We start from the raw sequence: 14,918 nt of genomic DNA on the forward strand, positions 1-14,918 counted from the left end.
CGTCACCTTCGCGTCTCCGGATCGCCGCTGCGCGGCGTCCCGAATGACGATCGGAGAGGTGACGCCAATGACGCAACCGACAGCGCTGCGCCTTACGGCTTCAGCGTCTCCAGGAAGCGCACGGTCTCGCCCTGCGACGGCGTCGTCACCTCGCCCTCCCACATCACGCGGCGACCACGCACGAAGGTGCCGACCGGCCAGCCGGTGACGCGCACGCCGTCGTAGGGCGTCCAGCCGGCACGCGAGGCGATCCAGCGGTTGGTGATGGTCTCGCTGCGCTTGAGGTCGACGATCGTGAAGTCGGCATCGTAGCCGGCTGCGATGCGGCCCTTGCAGGCAATATTGTAGAGCCGCGCGGGACCGGCGCTGGTGAGATCGACGAAGCGCGCGAGGGACAGCCGTCCGGCGTTGACATGGTCCAGCATGATCGGCACCAGCGTCTGCACGCCGGTCATGCCCGAGGGCGAGGCCGGATAGGTCTTGCTCTTTTCCTCGAGGGTGTGCGGCGCGTGGTCGGAGCCGAGCACGTCGATGATGCCCTGCTCGATGCCGTACCAGATGACGTCGCGGTGGCTGGCGTCGCGCACCGGCGGGTTCATCTGCGCCAGCGTGCCGAGCCGCTCGTAGCACTCGGGCGCGGCCAGCGTCAGGTGATGCGGCGTCGCCTCGGCCGAGGCAACATCCTTGTGGTCACGCAGGAAGAGGATCTCTTCCTTGGTCGAGATGTGCAGCACATGGATGCGCTTGCCCGCTTCGCGGGCCAGCGCCACGAGGCGCTGCGTCGCCTGCAGCGCCGCGATCTCGTCGCGCCACACCGGATGCGAACGCGCGTCACCCTCGATGCGCAGACCCTTGCGGTCGTTCAGGCGGTACTCGTCCTCGGCATGAAAGGCGGCGCGGCGGCGAATGACCTTGAAGATGCGGCGCAGGCTCTCGTCGTCCTCGACGAGGAGGCTGCCGGTCGACGAACCGATGAACACCTTGACCCCAGCGCAGCCCGGCGCGCGCTCGAGCTCGGGCAAGTCATCGACATTGTCACGCGTGCCGCCGATGAAGAACGCGAAATCGCAGTGCATGCGATGATGGCCGGCGGCGACCTTGGCGGTGAACGCCTGCTCGGTCACGGTCAGCGGATTGGTGTTCGGCATCTCGAACACGGCGGTGACACCGCCAAGGACTGCGGCACGCGAGCCCGTCTCGAGGTCTTCCTTGTGTGTGAGGCCCGGCTCGCGGAAGTGCACCTGGGTGTCCATCACGCCCGGCAGGATATGCAGGCCGGTGCAATCGACGGTTTCGCCGGCCTGCGCCGCATCGAAGCTGCCGATGGCCGCGATACGCCCGTTCGCCACCGCAATGTCGCGCACGCCAGCACCATCCTGATTGACGACGGTGCCGTTCTTGAGAATGAGGTCGTAAGTCCTGGTCATCGGTCCTCGCGCGCCGGAACGCGCAGCCCTTCAGGCGGCCCGACGGAAAACGGGTGTTCTCTGTGCCGGCACGCGGATAAGAGCTGTTCCAGGCCGGCCCGTCGCCGGGTGGGCCTTGCCGCACGCCGTTCGGCGACTTACGTTCCACACCACCATCTGGCAAGCGAATTTCGCACGGAAACCTCATGAAATCAGCGTTTCTCCCCGATCGCGGGGTGATCAAGGTCAGCGGCGACGATGCACGCAGTTTCCTCAACAATCTCGTCACCTCGGACATCGATCAGGTGCGCCCGGGCGTCGCGCGCTTCGGAGCGCTGCTGACGCCGCAGGGCAAGATCGTGGCCGACTTCCTGATCACGGAGGCCCCTATCGGCCACGGCGGCGGCTTTCTGCTCGACTGCCCGCTGCCGCTGGCGGATGCGCTCGCCACCAAGCTCGGTTTCTACAAGCTGCGCGCCAAGGTCGCGGTGGATAACCTGTCGGGAGGCCTCGGCGTGCTCGCGGTGTGGGACGGCGCGCCGGCCACACCGCCTGATCTCGCTTTCCCCGATCCGCGTCTCGAAGCGCTGGGGTGGCGCATCCTGGTGCCGCAGGATCTCGCCGAGAAGGCGACGCAGCTGATCGGCGCCACGTGGTTGCCGCCTGCCGCCTACGATGCGCATCGCATCGCCTGCGGCGTGCCGCGCGGCGGCGCCGACTTCGCCTACGGCGATGCCTTCCCGCACGAGACCAACATGGACCGCCTGCACGGCGTCGATTTCGACAAGGGCTGCTACATCGGCCAGGAAGTGGTGTCGCGCATGCAGCACCGCGGCACCGCGCGCACCCGCACCGTTCGCCTCGTGCTCGACGCAACTGCGCCTGCCCCGGGCACCAGCATCACCGCCGGCGACAAGCCCATCGGCACGCTGGGATCCTCGGCCGACGGCAAGGCCCTGGCGCTGCTGCGCACCGACCGTGCGAGCGAGGCGCTCGACGCAGGGCTGTCGCTCACCGCTGACGGCATTGCCGTGCAGATCGCCGTGCCCGACGATATCCGCGCCCCGACCAAGGCGGTGTCGGTATGACCGGCAAACAGCACGTCGACGGCATCATCCGCTGCACCTGGCCAGGCGAGGACCCGCTCTACGTCGCCTATCATGACGAGGAATGGGGTGTGCCGGAATACGACGACCGCGCGCTGTTCGAGAAGCTGATCCTCGACGGCTTCCAGGCCGGGCTGTCGTGGATCACCATCCTGCGCAAGCGCGACAACTTCCGCAAAGCGTTCGACGGCTTCGATCCCTACAAGATCGCGCGCTATGATGCGAAGAAGGTCGAAGCGCTGATGAACGACGCCGGCATCGTGCGCAACCGGGCCAAGATCGAGGGCACGATCGCGGGCGCGAAGGCCTACATCAAGATCATGGAGGAAGGCCCGGGCTTCGCGAAGCTGCTCTGGGATTTTGTCGGCGGCAAGCCGCAGGTCAACGCCTTCAAGACCACCAAGAGCGTGCCGGCGTCGACGCCGGTCTCGATCGCGATCTCCAAGGATCTGGCGTCGCGCGGCTTCAAGTTCGTCGGCCCAACCATCGTCTACGCGTTCATGCAGGCAACCGGCATGGTCAACGACCATCTCGTGAGCTGCCATTGCCACGCCACCTGCGGCAAGGCCAAGCGCCCGAAGATGCTGTCGGTGAAGGCTACTGCCAAATCTGCGGTCCGCAAACCCGCCGCCCGCTCATAGCGGGCGGCGCATCTGAAGACGCGGGTGCCTACTTCGCCTTGATGAGACAGTTCAGAATCAGCCCCGGTTGAATAGTCGACGAAGCGGTCGCGAACGAGTGGTTGTGTCCGCCGGGCGTAAAGTCGAACGGATCACCCGCCTCGAGATCGCCGCGAGCGCTGCCGTGCATATGCTGTGTGCCAGACGCGCCGCCGGTCGTGCCGTTTACTGACGCGGTAGCCTTGCCGACTGGCGATGCCAGCGTGTGGTTCAGCTCCGCATCCGCGCCACCGACCGCGACCGCGACGCGCCCCCTCATATCGGGAACACGGAAGGTTTTGTCGTCGGGCTCGCCGGCGCCATAGAGCGTGCCGATAGCTGCAAACAGTTTGGGAAAATCACTTCGCAGATAGGGCTTTCCGTCGCAGGCCAGCCAGTTCGGTGGTGTGTGGATGCCGGCGGAAAAAACGATGGTTCCGATCAGATCATCATCAATACTCATCAAAAACTCCTTTTAAAATATAGCCCGCCCTAATCGATTGGGCGACGTACCCTAGTCGAAGCCCCCCGCAGCCACCGCCAATCACAGCGCGCAAGAGCGGAACTTTTCTCGCAAATGATGCTCCGGTCACCCGCTTGACGGCCTTCGCCATCATGACTATAGAACCAAAAGGTTATATAACCATATGGTTTTATAGAAATGAGCGATCGCCTCTCCACGACCCTTGCCGCCCTCGCCGATCCGACCCGCCGGGCGATCCTGGCCCGTCTGGCGCTCGGCGAGACGACGGTCACGGAACTGGCCGAGCCCTTCAAGATGAGCCAGCCGGCCGTCTCCAAACATCTCAAGGTGCTGGAACGCGCCGGGCTCATCGCCCGCGGCCGCGAGGCACAGTGGCGCCCCTGCCGGCTCGAGGCCGGACCGCTGCGCGAGGTCAATGACTGGCTGGCGCACTACCGGCGGTTCTGGGAGCAGAGCCTCGATCGTCTCGACGACTACCTGCGTGAACTGCAGGCCATGGAGGACGAACGTGGACGCAAGAGCTAGCAAGACATCGTCGAGTGCAGTCGGCACCGGCGCGCATCACGACGATGAATCAGGACCAAACAGGCCCAGCGACTTCACGCTCACGCTGCCGTCCGACCGCGAGCTGCTGATCACCCGCAGCTTCGCCGCCCCGCGCGAACTGGTGTGGATGGCGGTCACCGACGCTGCACATGTCCGGCGCTGGTGGGGCTGCGACGACTTCGAAACCATGGTCTGCGAGATCGACCTGCGTGTCGGCGGCCGTTTCCGTTTCGAGATGCGTGGTGCCGACGGTACACCGCACCCGATCACCGGCGTCTACCGCGAGATCGTCCGCCCCGAGCGGCTTGTCCACACCCAGATCTACGACGTGCCGCCGCACAACGACAAGGAGGCGATCGTCACCGTCACCTTCACGGAGGCGAACGGCCGCACGCACTATGCCTGCCTGATTGCCCACGCTACCCGCGAGGATCGCGACGCCCATGTGGCGAGCGGTGTCGAGGGCGGCGTGGCATCGGCGCTCGACCGTATCGAGCAGATGCTGCTCGCTGCGAGCTGACTTCTCGTGGTCGCGGATGCCAATCTCCACGACCACGCTCCACTTCTTTCGCATCATCGCCCATCGATGGAGTTGACCATGACTGCTGCCGTTCAGGCCGTAACGCCTCATCTCGTCATCCGCGGCGCGGCCGAGGCCGTCGAATTCTACAAGAAGGCGCTTGGCGCCACCGAAACGATGCGCGTGCCTGCCGAGGACGGCAAGCGCCTGATGCATGTCGAGCTTTCGATCCTCGGCATGCGTATCTTCGTGGTCGACGATTTCAGTGACCTGCCCAATTGCCCGGGCGGCGACAAGATCGTCTCCCCGGCAAAGCTGAACGGCACGTCGGTGGTGATCCATCTCGAAGTCGCCAATTGCGACGAGGCCGTCAAGCGCGCGGCCGACGCCGGCGGCACGGTCCTCACCGCGCCGTTCGATGCCTTCTGGGGCGCGCGCTATGGCCAGGTGGTCGATCCGTTCGGCCACGCCTGGAGCTTCGCCCACATGCTGCCGGCGCTGCCACACTGATCGTCGGCGTCAGAGAATCAGGATCATCGCCATGTCTGACAATCCCTCTCGCCAGTCGCAGGGCGCTCAGGACTTCTCGATCAGCCGTACCTTCGATCAGCTCGACGCTTACCTCGCACACGCCTGACCATCACCGGCCGGGGCCACGCGCCCCGGTTTCCTCTCTCACCATCATCAGATCCCGGGGCAAACCATGACAACTGCCGTGACGACAACCTCCGAATCCAACGCCTTGGTGTGGACCGGCCGCGTGCTGTCCGGCCTGGTCATTCTGTTCCTGCTGTTCGACGGTGCCATCAAACTGATCCCGCTCGACGTCGTAATAGAAACGTCGCGCGAACTCGGCATCCCGACCAGCCTCGCCCGCACCCTCGGCATCCTGACGCTGTTGTGCACGCTGCTCTACGCCATTCCGTTGACGTCGGTGCTCGGCGCGGTACTGATGACCGGTTATCTCGGCGGAGCCATCTATGTCCATGTGCTCAACGGCAGCCCGCTGCTCACCCACACCCTGTTCGGCGTCTATCTCGGCATCATGATGTGGGGCGGGCTATTCCTGCGCGATCCCCAGCTTCGCCAGATTTTTCCGTTCCGGCGCTGACCATCGCTCAACCAAGGCATTCGACATGACCATCCTTGCCACGATCGCCGTTGCCATCGCCATTCTGCTTGCATTGTTCCTGATCTACGCGGCGAGCCGTCCCAACACTTTCGCGATCAGCCGCAGCACCAGCATCGCGGCGCCGGCGGCGCGCATCCAGTCGATGATCGACGACTTTCGCCAGTGGCCGCGATGGTCTCCCTACGAGACCAAGGATCCCGACATGAAGCGCACCTACAGCGGCGCAGCCAGCGGCCGCGGCGCAGTGTATGCCTGGGAGGGCGACAAGAATGTCGGAAGCGGGCGGATGGAGATCCTCGACACCTCGCCGGAGAAGGTCGCCATCAAGCTTGATTTCATCTCGCCGTTCGAGGCTCACAACGTCGCCGAGTTCAGCTTCGCGCCGCGCGGCGAATCCACCACGGTGACGTGGGCGATGCACGGTCCGGTGCCGTACATCGGCAAGATCATGCACCTGTTCATCAACATGGATCGCATGGTCGGCGACGATTTCGAGGCAGGCCTTGCCAAGCTGAAAGTCGCCTGCGAGCGATAAGGGAAAGACACAATGCCGTCACCACGCAAGCTCCCGACGCCGATGCCGCCCGGAGCCTTGTCCCAGCGCTACGCCGTCGTGTTCTCGTTCTCCGGCTTCAAGATCATTCCCAAGGAGGATCCCGTGAACGTCACCCCTTACCTGTTCTTCCCCGGCAGTTGCGAGGCCGCCTTCAAGTTCTACGAGAAGGCCCTCGGCGCCTCGATCGAGATGATGATGCCGCATGCCGGCAGCCCCGCCGAAGCGCACGTGCCGCCCGAGTGGGCCAACAAAGTGATGCATGCACGCCTCAAACTCGGTGACCGCCTGCTGATGGGCTCCGACGCGCCTCCCGGCCATTACCGCCAGATGCAGGGCTTCTCGGTCACGCTCGATGTCGATACCCCGGCCGAGGCCGAACGGGTATTCAAGGCATTGTCCGAAAATGGCGCGGTGACAATGCCTATCGAGAAAACATTCTGGGCCGAACGCTTCGGTATGGTGACCGATCAATTCGGCACGCCCTGGATGGTCAACTGCGAAAAGCCGGCTTGACACCGCCACGAGGCTCCGTGGCCGCCGTCCCGGCGCCGGCCTCTCGTCGTCCCCTTCTGCGGCGCGGACCATCTCCCATGACCATCGCTTCCGACATCAAATCGATCCGCAACGACGAACTTTTGATCACGCGCATGTTCGACGCGCCACGCGACCTCGTTGGCGAGGAGACGGTGGTCACCATCACATTCGCCAACGAAGAAGGCCGCACCCGCATGGTTTTCCACCACGCGCCGTTCCTGTCGGTCGGCGCGCGCAACGGCCACACCGAGGGCTGGAGCAACGCCTTCGAGCGCCTCGCCGAACAGCTGGCACGGCAGGAGCGCAACCAGTGACCCGGCCGCCCGATCGCGACGACGTCGCCGAGGTGACCCTGAGCCGCTTGATCGCCGCCCCCCGCGCCCAGGTCTGGCGGGCCTGGACCGAAGCCGGGCAATTGAAGACATGGTGGGGACCTAACGGCTTCTCCACGCCGATCTGCACCATCGACGCGCGAGCCGGCGGTACCTTGCTTATCGTGATGCGCGGTCCCGACGGCGCCGAGTATGCCATGCGCGGGACCTACGACGACGTCATGCCGCTGTCTCGCCTCGCCTACCGTCTCCAGGCCTTCGACACCGATGGCCGCATCGCGCTGGACGGCCACACAATCGTCACGTTCGCCGACGATGAAGGCGGAACCCAGCTCATCGTCCATAGCCGCGCCACCGCTCTCATCGCCCATGCCAGTCGCATGCTCGACGGCATGCAGCCAGGCTGGACGCAAACTCTCGATCGTCTCGCACTCCTGATGGCAGCTCCCTGACCGGAGCGGCGGGAGCTGCACCATCTCATTTGGAAGTCCGTCTCATGTTATCGTCCTATACCAAGAACGCCATCGTCCTCGGCCTGCTGTCCTGCGTCGGGCCGTTCGCCATCGACATGTATCTGCCGGCGCTGCCGACGATCGCTGCCGACCTGCACGCCTCGACGGCGGCGACGCAGATGACGCTGATGTCGTTCTTCATCGCCTTTGGCCTCTGCCAGCTGGTCTATGGTCCGGTATCGGACATGGCCGGGCGCAAGCCGCCGCTCTATGTCGGCCTGATCCTGTTCGTGATCGGCTCGATCGGCTGCGCATTTGCGCCCGACGTCAGCTGGCTGATCGCCTTCCGCTTCGTGCAGGGCATCGGCGCTGCCTCGGTGATGGTCATCCCGCGCGCCGTCATCCGCGACCTGCACACCGGCATCGAGGCCACCAAGCTGATGGCGCTGGTGATGCTCGTGATCAGCGTGTCACCGATCCTTGCGCCGCTCGGCGGCAGCGCGCTGATCGTGACGCTCGGCTGGCGCGCGGTGTTCGGAACCGCAGCCGTCGCCGCCATCGTGGCGCTCGTGCTGACGGCGCTCGCCTTGCCGGAGACCCGCCCTGCGAGCGAACGCGTCGAGGTCAGCGTCCGCAGCGTGCTCGGCAGTTTCGGCTACCTGATGCGCCACTGGAACTTCCTCGGCCTGACCTTCATCGGCGGCTTCGGTATGGCGAGCTTCTTCACTTTCCTCGCCGGCTCCTCGTTCGTCTATATCGAGCACTACGGCCTGACGCCGACCAGCTTCAGTCTGACGATCTCGGTCAACGCCATCGGCTTCATCGGCGCGTCGCAGTTCGCCGCCCAGCTCGGCCAGCGCTTCGGCATGGGCCGCGTGGTGATCGCCGCCGCTTCGGCCTATGCCCTGTTCACCACGACACTGCTCGGCCTCAATCTCGGCGGTGTCGACAGCCTGCCGGTGATGATGGTGCTGCTGTTCCTGGGCTTCGCCGCCATGGGCCTTGTCATCCCCGCCACCATGGTGCTGGCGCTGGAAGAACACGGCCCGATCGCCGGCATGGCATCCGCCCTCGGCGGTACGCTGCAGATGGTTTCTGGCGGGGTGATGATCGTGATCGTCTCCCAGGTGTTCGACGGAACGCCCCGCCCGATGGTCGCCATCATCGCACTGTGTGCCATCGCCGCCCTGGTGCTGAGCATCGTCACGCTGCGCGGCAGCGCCATCACCGAGCCGCAGCCGGCGGAGTAGCCAGAAGTCCGGTCCGCGCCGGTCACCAGGCCGGCGCCGACCTCCTTGCCCAAACCCGCCGGACGGCCCTTGACCTCAAGTCTGGTTGAGGTCGTAGCGTTCTCTGCGATGGTGGCGGCTATGCCGCGACTTCAAGGCAAGGACACCCCGATGAATCTCCAGACTGCTCCCCGTAGTTCGCTGGCGCTGCCGGCTTCAACCTCCACAGACGCACCGCGCCGCCGGCCGGTGATCGTGATCAACACCTTCGTCGTCAAGCCTGGCCAGATCGACGCTTTCATCGCCCTGCAGGACTCCGCCCGCGCCCGCTTCGCAGGCCTGGTGCCGGGCCTTCGCGGCAGCCGGATGCACCGCGCACTCGATGGCCGCACAGCGGTATTGATGACCGCGTTCGATTCTCTCGACGACCAGAAGGCCCTGCTCGCCTCCGAGCTGTTCGCCGCGCACCGCGAGCAGCTGCTGCCGCTGATCGAGCAGGCAAGCCCGGGCGCCTATGAGATCGCGTATGAGGCCGGCGATTTCTGATCCGACCGGATCCGCCAGCACAGCTTGCAAGGCCAGTGAGCGTCGGCGCGCTACCCGCCGCGCAGCGCCTGGGCGCTGAGCTTCCACAGCCCCTTGTCGGAGGTCGACACGGCCACGGCCCCGGCCTTGACGGCGGCGACGACGCCAGCGCGATCGCAGACGAACCCGGAGGCGATGATCGGCGGCATTGCCTTGCGCGACTGCGGTGGAATGTGCGGCAACATCGGCGCCGGCATCAGCTGTACCAGATGCGGTTCGCTCTGCTCCAGCGCCGCAACGCTGCGGGGAAAGGTCGAGCGGTCGGTGACGAACACCTTCTGCACCGCCACGAGGCCGGCCCGCTTGGCGCGCTGCACCGTGGCAACGCGCGTCGAGACCAGGCCCTTGGCGCCGATCTCGGCGAGGTAATCGACCCCTCCCTTGTCCTGGGAGAGGCCGTCGCAGCTGTCGATATTGACGATCGGATACTTCTTCGCGCCAATGAGGGCCTGGACCACCGACTGCAGCCTGCGCAGCTCGAAATTGGCGACGATCGAAATCTCCGCCGCACTGCCGATGAAGTCATCGATCAGGTCGGCGCCATAGAGCGTCGCAATCACGGGATGCCGCGCGAGGCGCGCAGCCAGGGTTTTGTCCATACCGCTCCTTAGCGTGAGGACTCCGTCTTGTCACTCAATCCGAGCTTGCCGGGGTTGAGCAGGTTCTGGGGGTCGAGCGCCCGCTTCACCGCCTCCAGCAGCGGGAACGCGGAACCCAGCGCCTCCGCCATGTAGGGCGCCCGCAAAAGGCCGACGCCGTGGTGATGGCTCAGCGCCGCGTTGTACTTGATCAGCACGGCGTTGGCTGCATCCCAGGCTGCCCGATACCACTCGGCACGCTTGTCGACGGCAACCTCGCCGCGCAGCGAGAAGTAAAGGCATGCGCCATCGACATAGGCGTGGGACTGATGGGCGGAGCCGGCGAGCGTGCCCGGCACGGCATTGATCGCCGCCACGACCTCGTCGTAGATCGCCGGCAGGTCACGCCAGCGGCCGGTCATCTCCAGTGTATCGGAGACGAAGCCAGGGCTCGGCGTAAAACCTTCCGCACTCTTGCCGGTGAGGTAGCGGGTATCGAGCCAGCGCTCGAGGATGACAGCATCGTCGAGCTTGTCGCCGAGCTCCGCGCAGGCCTTCTCGCTGATCGCCAGAACTGCGTCGACCATCTCCTTCGGGCCTTCGTCGGCGATCAGCAGCACGTTGCTGTCGGGCAGGCCGAACTGCAGGCCGCTTTCCAGCGCATCATAGAGCCGCAGCGCCGCCGGATTGGCGCCGCGCTGCATGATCTGCCGGCAGGCCTCCAGGCCAACGGCGAAGGTCTTGAAGCCATAGGCGATGGCCCGGCCGTAGTCCGGCAGGCGATGCAGGCGCAGGCGTGCACGCACGATGACGCCGAGGGTGCCTTCCGAGCCGATGAACAGCTGCTGCAGGTCCGAGCCCAGCGCCGCACGGGCATAGCCGCCGACCGTAATGAGGCGACCATCCGCCAGCACCACGTCGAGCCCGACAACCATGTCCTCGATCTTGCCATAGCGGGTCGAGAGCTGGCCAGCGCCGCGACAGGCGATCCAGCCGCCGACCGTGCTGATGGCGAACGACGATGGCCAGTGACCCATGGTCATGCCGTAGTCGCGCTGGATGGTCTCCTCGAAGATATCGCCGAACAGGCCGGCCTCGACCTCGACGATCTGGCTGTCCTTGTCGAAGTCGACGAGCTTGTTGAGCTGGCAGAGGTCGAGCACGATGCCGCCGCGCAGCGGCAGCGCCGCGCCGGTGACGTTGCTGCGGCCGGCCGAAACCGTGACCGGCAGCGACGCGCGGTCGGCGATGCGCATCACCTCCTGCACCTGCGCCACCGTCGACACCTTGACGACCACCGCGTTCGGCGTCGCCGGCTTGCCGGCGGTCTCGGTGATCATCGAGCCGGCCCACCAGTCGCGCGTCCAGCCGACGACATCGGCGGTCGCGGTCAGTACCTCGTCGGACGCCTTGCGCAGAGCCGCGACGATATCGTCGCCGACTGCGATCGGCGCGCGCTGAAGGCCGGCCTCAGTGCCGGCCTCCTTCACCCGCGCGACCCAGCCCGGCGGGGTGTGTGCGCCCACCACGTACTTGCCGCGGTTGTAGCCACGGCGGATGGCCTCTTTGCTCAGCATATCAGTTGGCTCCCATGAGAACGGATTTTTCCCGCGCGACGCTGGCGACATAGTCGCTCACCTGTTGCGCGACGATCTGGTCGGACAGTCCGAGTTCGGACTTGAGAATGGCGCCAACGCGCACGGCCGCGCGCGCGGAGGCATCGCGTGCCATCAGGCGGGCGCGGGTGCGGCGCGACAGCACGTCGTCGACGCTGCCCGCCATCTCGTGGCGGACGGCATAGATCGCCTCGGCCTCGCTGTAGGCGAGGCCCTCGACGATCGGCGCTGTCAGGGTCGGATCGCCCTGCAGGATGTCGCTGACGAAGCGCGCTTCGGTACCGTAGCGTTCGCCGAGATGGGCCTGTAGCCCGCCCGAGGCGACGATCGCCTGGGCGTCGTAGCCGGCGGCGCCGAGCAGATAGGCCTTCTTGGTCTGGCAGCGCGCCGAGCGGCCGACCACTTTCTGGGCGGCGTCAATGGTCTGCTCGGCCATGTGGCGCGAGGTCGTGAGCTTGCCGCCGACGATGGTGATGAGCCCGTCATCAGCGATATCGATCTTGTGGTTGCGCTTGATCTCCAGCGTCTTTCCGCCGGGCGGCGCCACCAGTGGCCGACAGCCGGCGATGCTGCCGACGACGTCGTCGGGCGTGAGGTCCGTCTTCAGCGCCGAGCGCGCACCCTCCAGCAGAAAGTCGAGTTCCTCGCGGGTGCACATCACGTCGTCGAGGTCGCCGGTGTAGTCCTCGTCGGTGGTGCCGAGATACGAGACGTTGCCCCAGCGAGTGATGGTGGCGCGGCGGCTGCGGCCGGGCACCGGAATGGTGACGGTGCAGTCGTTGCGGATCTTGAGCCAGGGAATGGCGACATGAACGCCCTTGGCCGGGCGGATCTCGAGTGTCTTCGCCTCACCCTTGCGGATGCCGGTCCAGTCGCGCAGCCACACGCCGGTGGCCATCACCACGGCCCTGGCGCGCACGGCGATCTCCCGGCCGTCGGCATGGACGATGGCGCCGTCGACCTTGCCATGGGCGTCGCGAGTGATCTCCACTGCCTTGGTATGATTGGCGATCGCCGCACCATGGAAGGCGGCGGTGCGCGCCAGCGTCAGCGTCAGCCGCGCGTCGTCGACGCGGGCGTCGAAGTACATCAGGCCCCCGACAAGATTGTCCTCCCGGAAGGTCGGGCAGTGTGACAGCACCTCGGCCTTGCTGAGGCGCTGATGCAGGATGCCCTCGCGCCAGCCGCCGGCAAGGTCGTAAGTCCACAGCAGGCTCTCGAACGCTTTCGCCAGGCGCTGGTCGAACACGCCGTCCTTTTTCAGGATCGGGAACAGGAACGGCAGGCGCTGCACCAGATGACCGGCATTGCGGCGCAGCCGCTGGCGCTCGAGCAGCGAGTGGCGGACGAGGTCGAGGTTGCCCTGCTCGATGTAACGCAGACCGCCATGCACCATCTTGGACGACTTCGACGACGTCCCCGAAGCGAAGTCATCCTTCTCTACCAGCGCGACGCGGAAGCCGCGCAGGCTGGCGTCGAGTGCCGCATAGGCGCCGGTGACACCGCCGCCGATGATCAGGATGTCGAAGCGCTCGGCCGCGAGGCGGTCGAGCTGCTCGCTGCGCACGAACCGTAACGGCTCGGTCGTGGTCATGGCAGCACGGTCACGGGCGGGCTTTCGGGCAGGAAAGAAACTCATCGTCGCAGATCTCTCAACTCAATCGGCGCGCGGCATAGCCGCATGCTCCAGTTCCGAACGGACACGGGCGTGCCACAAGCTGCGCCGCGCGGCGCGCTGGTCGGCGGATATCGTCGGCTCGAATACGCGCTCGTCGGCATGCGCCGCGGTGCTCCGCGGCAGCTGCGTGCCGAACAGGCCCGTCGATCCGGCCAGGAAGGCGATGCCGCGCAAGGTGGCGCGGGCAGTGTTCGGCTTGCGGCGGATCGGCACGCCGATCAGATCGGCCTGCATCTGCAGCAAAGGCTCGCTGGAGGCGAGGCCGCCGCCGACGATCAGCTCTGAAACGCCGACTTCGGAGACCTCCTCGTCAGCCGTGACGCAGCTCGCCACGGAATGAGCGATGCCTTCGAGGATGGCATAGGCGACCTCGGCGCGGGTCGAGGCCATCGAGATGCCGGTGAGCGCGGCGCGGGCATGGGGCTGCATCTGCGGCACCCGCAGGCCGGTGAGCGCCGGCAGGAAGATGACACCGTTGGCGCCATCGGCCTCGGCGGCGAAGCGGCTGATCTCGGCGGCGTTCTCGAACCAGCGCAGCTTGTCGCAGATCCAGTCGAGCGCCGAACCGGTGGTGGCGACAAACGTCTCCACCGCGAACTGCGAGGCATCACCGACGCGGCGCGCCACCATGGTGGTGGTGCCGGCATAGAGTCCGGCCTTCGGCGGCAGCGCGTCGCCGATGACGAGATCGATGAAGCTGCCGGTGCCATGAATACACATCGCCTGGCCGCGATCGAGACAGCCAAGGCCGATGGCGCCGGCGTGCTGATCACCCATGCTGGCGAGGATCGGCACGTCGATGCCGAGCAGCGCCGGATCGGTACGGCCGAAATCGCCGGCATCGGCGCGCAGCTCCGGCAGCAGGTCCTGCGGAAAGCCGAGCGCATCGAGCCAGCCGCGCTGGTAGCGGTGCTCGGCCAGCACGTAGGCGCCGGCCGACGCCGCATTGGTGGATGTCGTGACATAGACGCGCTCGCGCGACAGGTGCCACAACAGCCAGGTGTCGACGGTGCCGAAGCCGAGGCGCTTGTCGCGGAACGCCTGCGCCACCGCCGGCGTCTCCTGCAGATGCCGTGCCGCCCACAGATAGGGCGAGCGCACACCGCCGGCACGACCGACCTCCCGGGCGAGCGTCGCGTCCCACGCGGGGGCGAGACGATCGAGATCCGCGGCGTAGCGGGTGTCCTGCCAGACCATGGCGGGCACGAGCGCCCGCCCGGTCGCCTTGTCCCAAAGCACCGCCGTGGCGCGCTGGGTGGCGAGCGCCAGCGCGACGATGCGCTGGCCCTCCTTGTCTGCCTGGGCGATGGTCGCGCGGCAGACTTTGAGCGTCCTCTCCAGGATCGCATCGGCGTCCTGCTCGACGACGCCGGGACGCGGCGTGTCGACCGAGAGGCCGATGTAATCGAGGCAGGTGACCTCACCGTCGGCGGAGACCGTCGCGGCACGGGTGCCGGACGTTCCCTCGTCGATGGCCAGGATCACATCGCGCGACATCGTCATGA

Annotated in this window: 18 protein-coding genes; 12 read left to right on the forward strand and 6 right to left on the reverse strand. The window is 66.3% G+C overall.

The genetic code is table 11. From position 1 onward, the window contains the following. Nucleotides 1–92 precede the first annotated feature (92 nt). Complete coding sequence (locus JQ639_RS09370) at nucleotides 93–1,427, reverse strand: dihydroorotase (RefSeq protein ID WP_211965838.1); 1,335 nt, start codon at nucleotides 1,425–1,427, stop codon at nucleotides 93–95. Nucleotides 1,428–1,612: 185 nt separating this feature from the next. Between JQ639_RS09370 and ygfZ the strand changes: the two genes are divergently transcribed. Further along, nucleotides 1,613–2,494 (forward strand): CAF17-like 4Fe-4S cluster assembly/insertion protein YgfZ, encoded by an 882-nt coding sequence (gene ygfZ / locus JQ639_RS09375; protein ID WP_211965839.1) that lies wholly within the window; start codon nucleotides 1,613–1,615, stop codon nucleotides 2,492–2,494. Further along, on the forward strand, nucleotides 2,491–3,153 hold the full coding sequence (locus JQ639_RS09380; protein ID WP_211965840.1) for a DNA-3-methyladenine glycosylase I: 663 nt from the start codon (nucleotides 2,491–2,493) through the stop codon (nucleotides 3,151–3,153). Before ygfZ ends, JQ639_RS09380 begins: the two co-directional genes overlap by 4 nt. Nucleotides 3,154–3,181: 28 nt before the next feature. Here JQ639_RS09380 and JQ639_RS09385 read toward each other — a convergent pair whose 3' ends face one another. Then, nucleotides 3,182–3,634, reverse strand: coding sequence for a phage tail protein (locus JQ639_RS09385; RefSeq protein WP_211965841.1), 453 nt, complete (start codon nucleotides 3,632–3,634; stop codon nucleotides 3,182–3,184). A gap of 198 nt (nucleotides 3,635–3,832) precedes the next feature. Here JQ639_RS09385 and JQ639_RS09390 point away from each other — a divergent pair, with 198 nt between their 5' ends. The 10 genes from JQ639_RS09390 to JQ639_RS09435 all read left to right on the forward strand — a co-directional run bounded on the left by JQ639_RS09390 (nucleotide 3,833) and on the right by JQ639_RS09435 (nucleotide 9,502). Continuing rightward, nucleotides 3,833–4,180, forward strand: coding sequence for an ArsR/SmtB family transcription factor (locus tag JQ639_RS09390; protein WP_211965842.1), 348 nt, complete (start codon nucleotides 3,833–3,835; stop codon nucleotides 4,178–4,180). Beyond that, the gene (locus JQ639_RS35530) at nucleotides 4,164–4,721 is read left to right on the forward strand and encodes an SRPBCC family protein (RefSeq protein WP_211965843.1); all 558 of its coding nucleotides are present in this window, start codon (nucleotides 4,164–4,166) and stop codon (nucleotides 4,719–4,721) included. The genes JQ639_RS09390 and JQ639_RS35530 overlap by 17 nt, the downstream gene beginning before the upstream one ends. 78 nt (nucleotides 4,722–4,799) lie before the next feature. Then, nucleotides 4,800–5,231, forward strand: a complete 432-nt coding sequence (locus JQ639_RS09400) for a VOC family protein (protein ID WP_211965844.1) — start codon at nucleotides 4,800–4,802, stop codon at nucleotides 5,229–5,231. 193 nt (nucleotides 5,232–5,424) lie between these two features. After that, nucleotides 5,425–5,832 (forward strand): DoxX family protein, encoded by a 408-nt coding sequence (locus JQ639_RS09405; protein ID WP_211965845.1) that lies wholly within the window; start codon nucleotides 5,425–5,427, stop codon nucleotides 5,830–5,832. A 25-nt stretch (nucleotides 5,833–5,857) separates the two neighbouring features. Beyond that, complete coding sequence (locus JQ639_RS09410; protein ID WP_211965846.1) at nucleotides 5,858–6,388, forward strand: SRPBCC family protein; 531 nt, start codon at nucleotides 5,858–5,860, stop codon at nucleotides 6,386–6,388. A 123-nt stretch (nucleotides 6,389–6,511) separates the two neighbouring features. Continuing rightward, nucleotides 6,512–6,922: a VOC family protein gene (locus JQ639_RS09415; RefSeq protein WP_211965847.1), complete on the forward strand. Its 411-nt coding sequence runs from the start codon at nucleotides 6,512–6,514 to the stop codon at nucleotides 6,920–6,922. A 77-nt stretch (nucleotides 6,923–6,999) separates the two neighbouring features. Next, nucleotides 7,000–7,257 carry an SRPBCC family protein gene (locus tag JQ639_RS09420; protein ID WP_211965848.1) on the forward strand — a complete coding sequence of 86 codons (258 nt, stop codon included), beginning with the start codon at nucleotides 7,000–7,002 and terminating at the stop codon, nucleotides 7,255–7,257. After that, nucleotides 7,254–7,727 carry an SRPBCC family protein gene (locus JQ639_RS09425; protein ID WP_211965849.1) on the forward strand — a complete coding sequence of 158 codons (474 nt, stop codon included), beginning with the start codon at nucleotides 7,254–7,256 and terminating at the stop codon, nucleotides 7,725–7,727. Before JQ639_RS09420 ends, JQ639_RS09425 begins: the two co-directional genes overlap by 4 nt. Before the next feature lie 44 nt (nucleotides 7,728–7,771). Next, entirely contained in the window at nucleotides 7,772–8,977 is a 1,206-nt protein-coding gene (locus JQ639_RS09430) for a multidrug effflux MFS transporter (RefSeq protein WP_211965850.1), read from the forward strand. Nucleotides 8,978–9,127: 150 nt separating this feature from the next. Continuing rightward, complete coding sequence (locus JQ639_RS09435) at nucleotides 9,128–9,502, forward strand: antibiotic biosynthesis monooxygenase family protein (RefSeq protein ID WP_211965851.1); 375 nt, start codon at nucleotides 9,128–9,130, stop codon at nucleotides 9,500–9,502. Nucleotides 9,503–9,552: 50 nt separating this feature from the next. Here JQ639_RS09435 and JQ639_RS09440 read toward each other — a convergent pair whose 3' ends face one another. From JQ639_RS09440 to JQ639_RS09455, 4 genes are all read right to left on the reverse strand, one after another. After that, entirely contained in the window at nucleotides 9,553–10,140 is a 588-nt protein-coding gene (locus tag JQ639_RS09440) for a glycerol-3-phosphate responsive antiterminator (RefSeq protein ID WP_211965852.1), read from the reverse strand. Between the two features lie 8 nt (nucleotides 10,141–10,148). Next, a complete protein-coding gene (locus JQ639_RS09445) occupies nucleotides 10,149–11,696 on the reverse strand; it encodes an FAD-binding oxidoreductase (protein ID WP_211965853.1) in 1,548 nt (515 codons plus the stop codon). A gap of 1 nt (nucleotide 11,697) precedes the next feature. Beyond that, nucleotides 11,698–13,329 carry a glycerol-3-phosphate dehydrogenase/oxidase gene (locus tag JQ639_RS09450; protein WP_249123035.1) on the reverse strand — a complete coding sequence of 544 codons (1,632 nt, stop codon included), beginning with the start codon at nucleotides 13,327–13,329 and terminating at the stop codon, nucleotides 11,698–11,700. A 63-nt stretch (nucleotides 13,330–13,392) separates the two neighbouring features. Then, nucleotides 13,393–14,916, reverse strand: a complete 1,524-nt coding sequence (locus JQ639_RS09455) for an FGGY family carbohydrate kinase (RefSeq protein ID WP_211965855.1) — start codon at nucleotides 14,914–14,916, stop codon at nucleotides 13,393–13,395. Nucleotides 14,917–14,918 lie beyond the last annotated feature (2 nt).

Source organism: Bradyrhizobium sp. U87765 SZCCT0048, assembly GCF_018131225.1.
GTDB lineage: Bacteria > Pseudomonadota > Alphaproteobacteria > Rhizobiales > Xanthobacteraceae > Bradyrhizobium_A.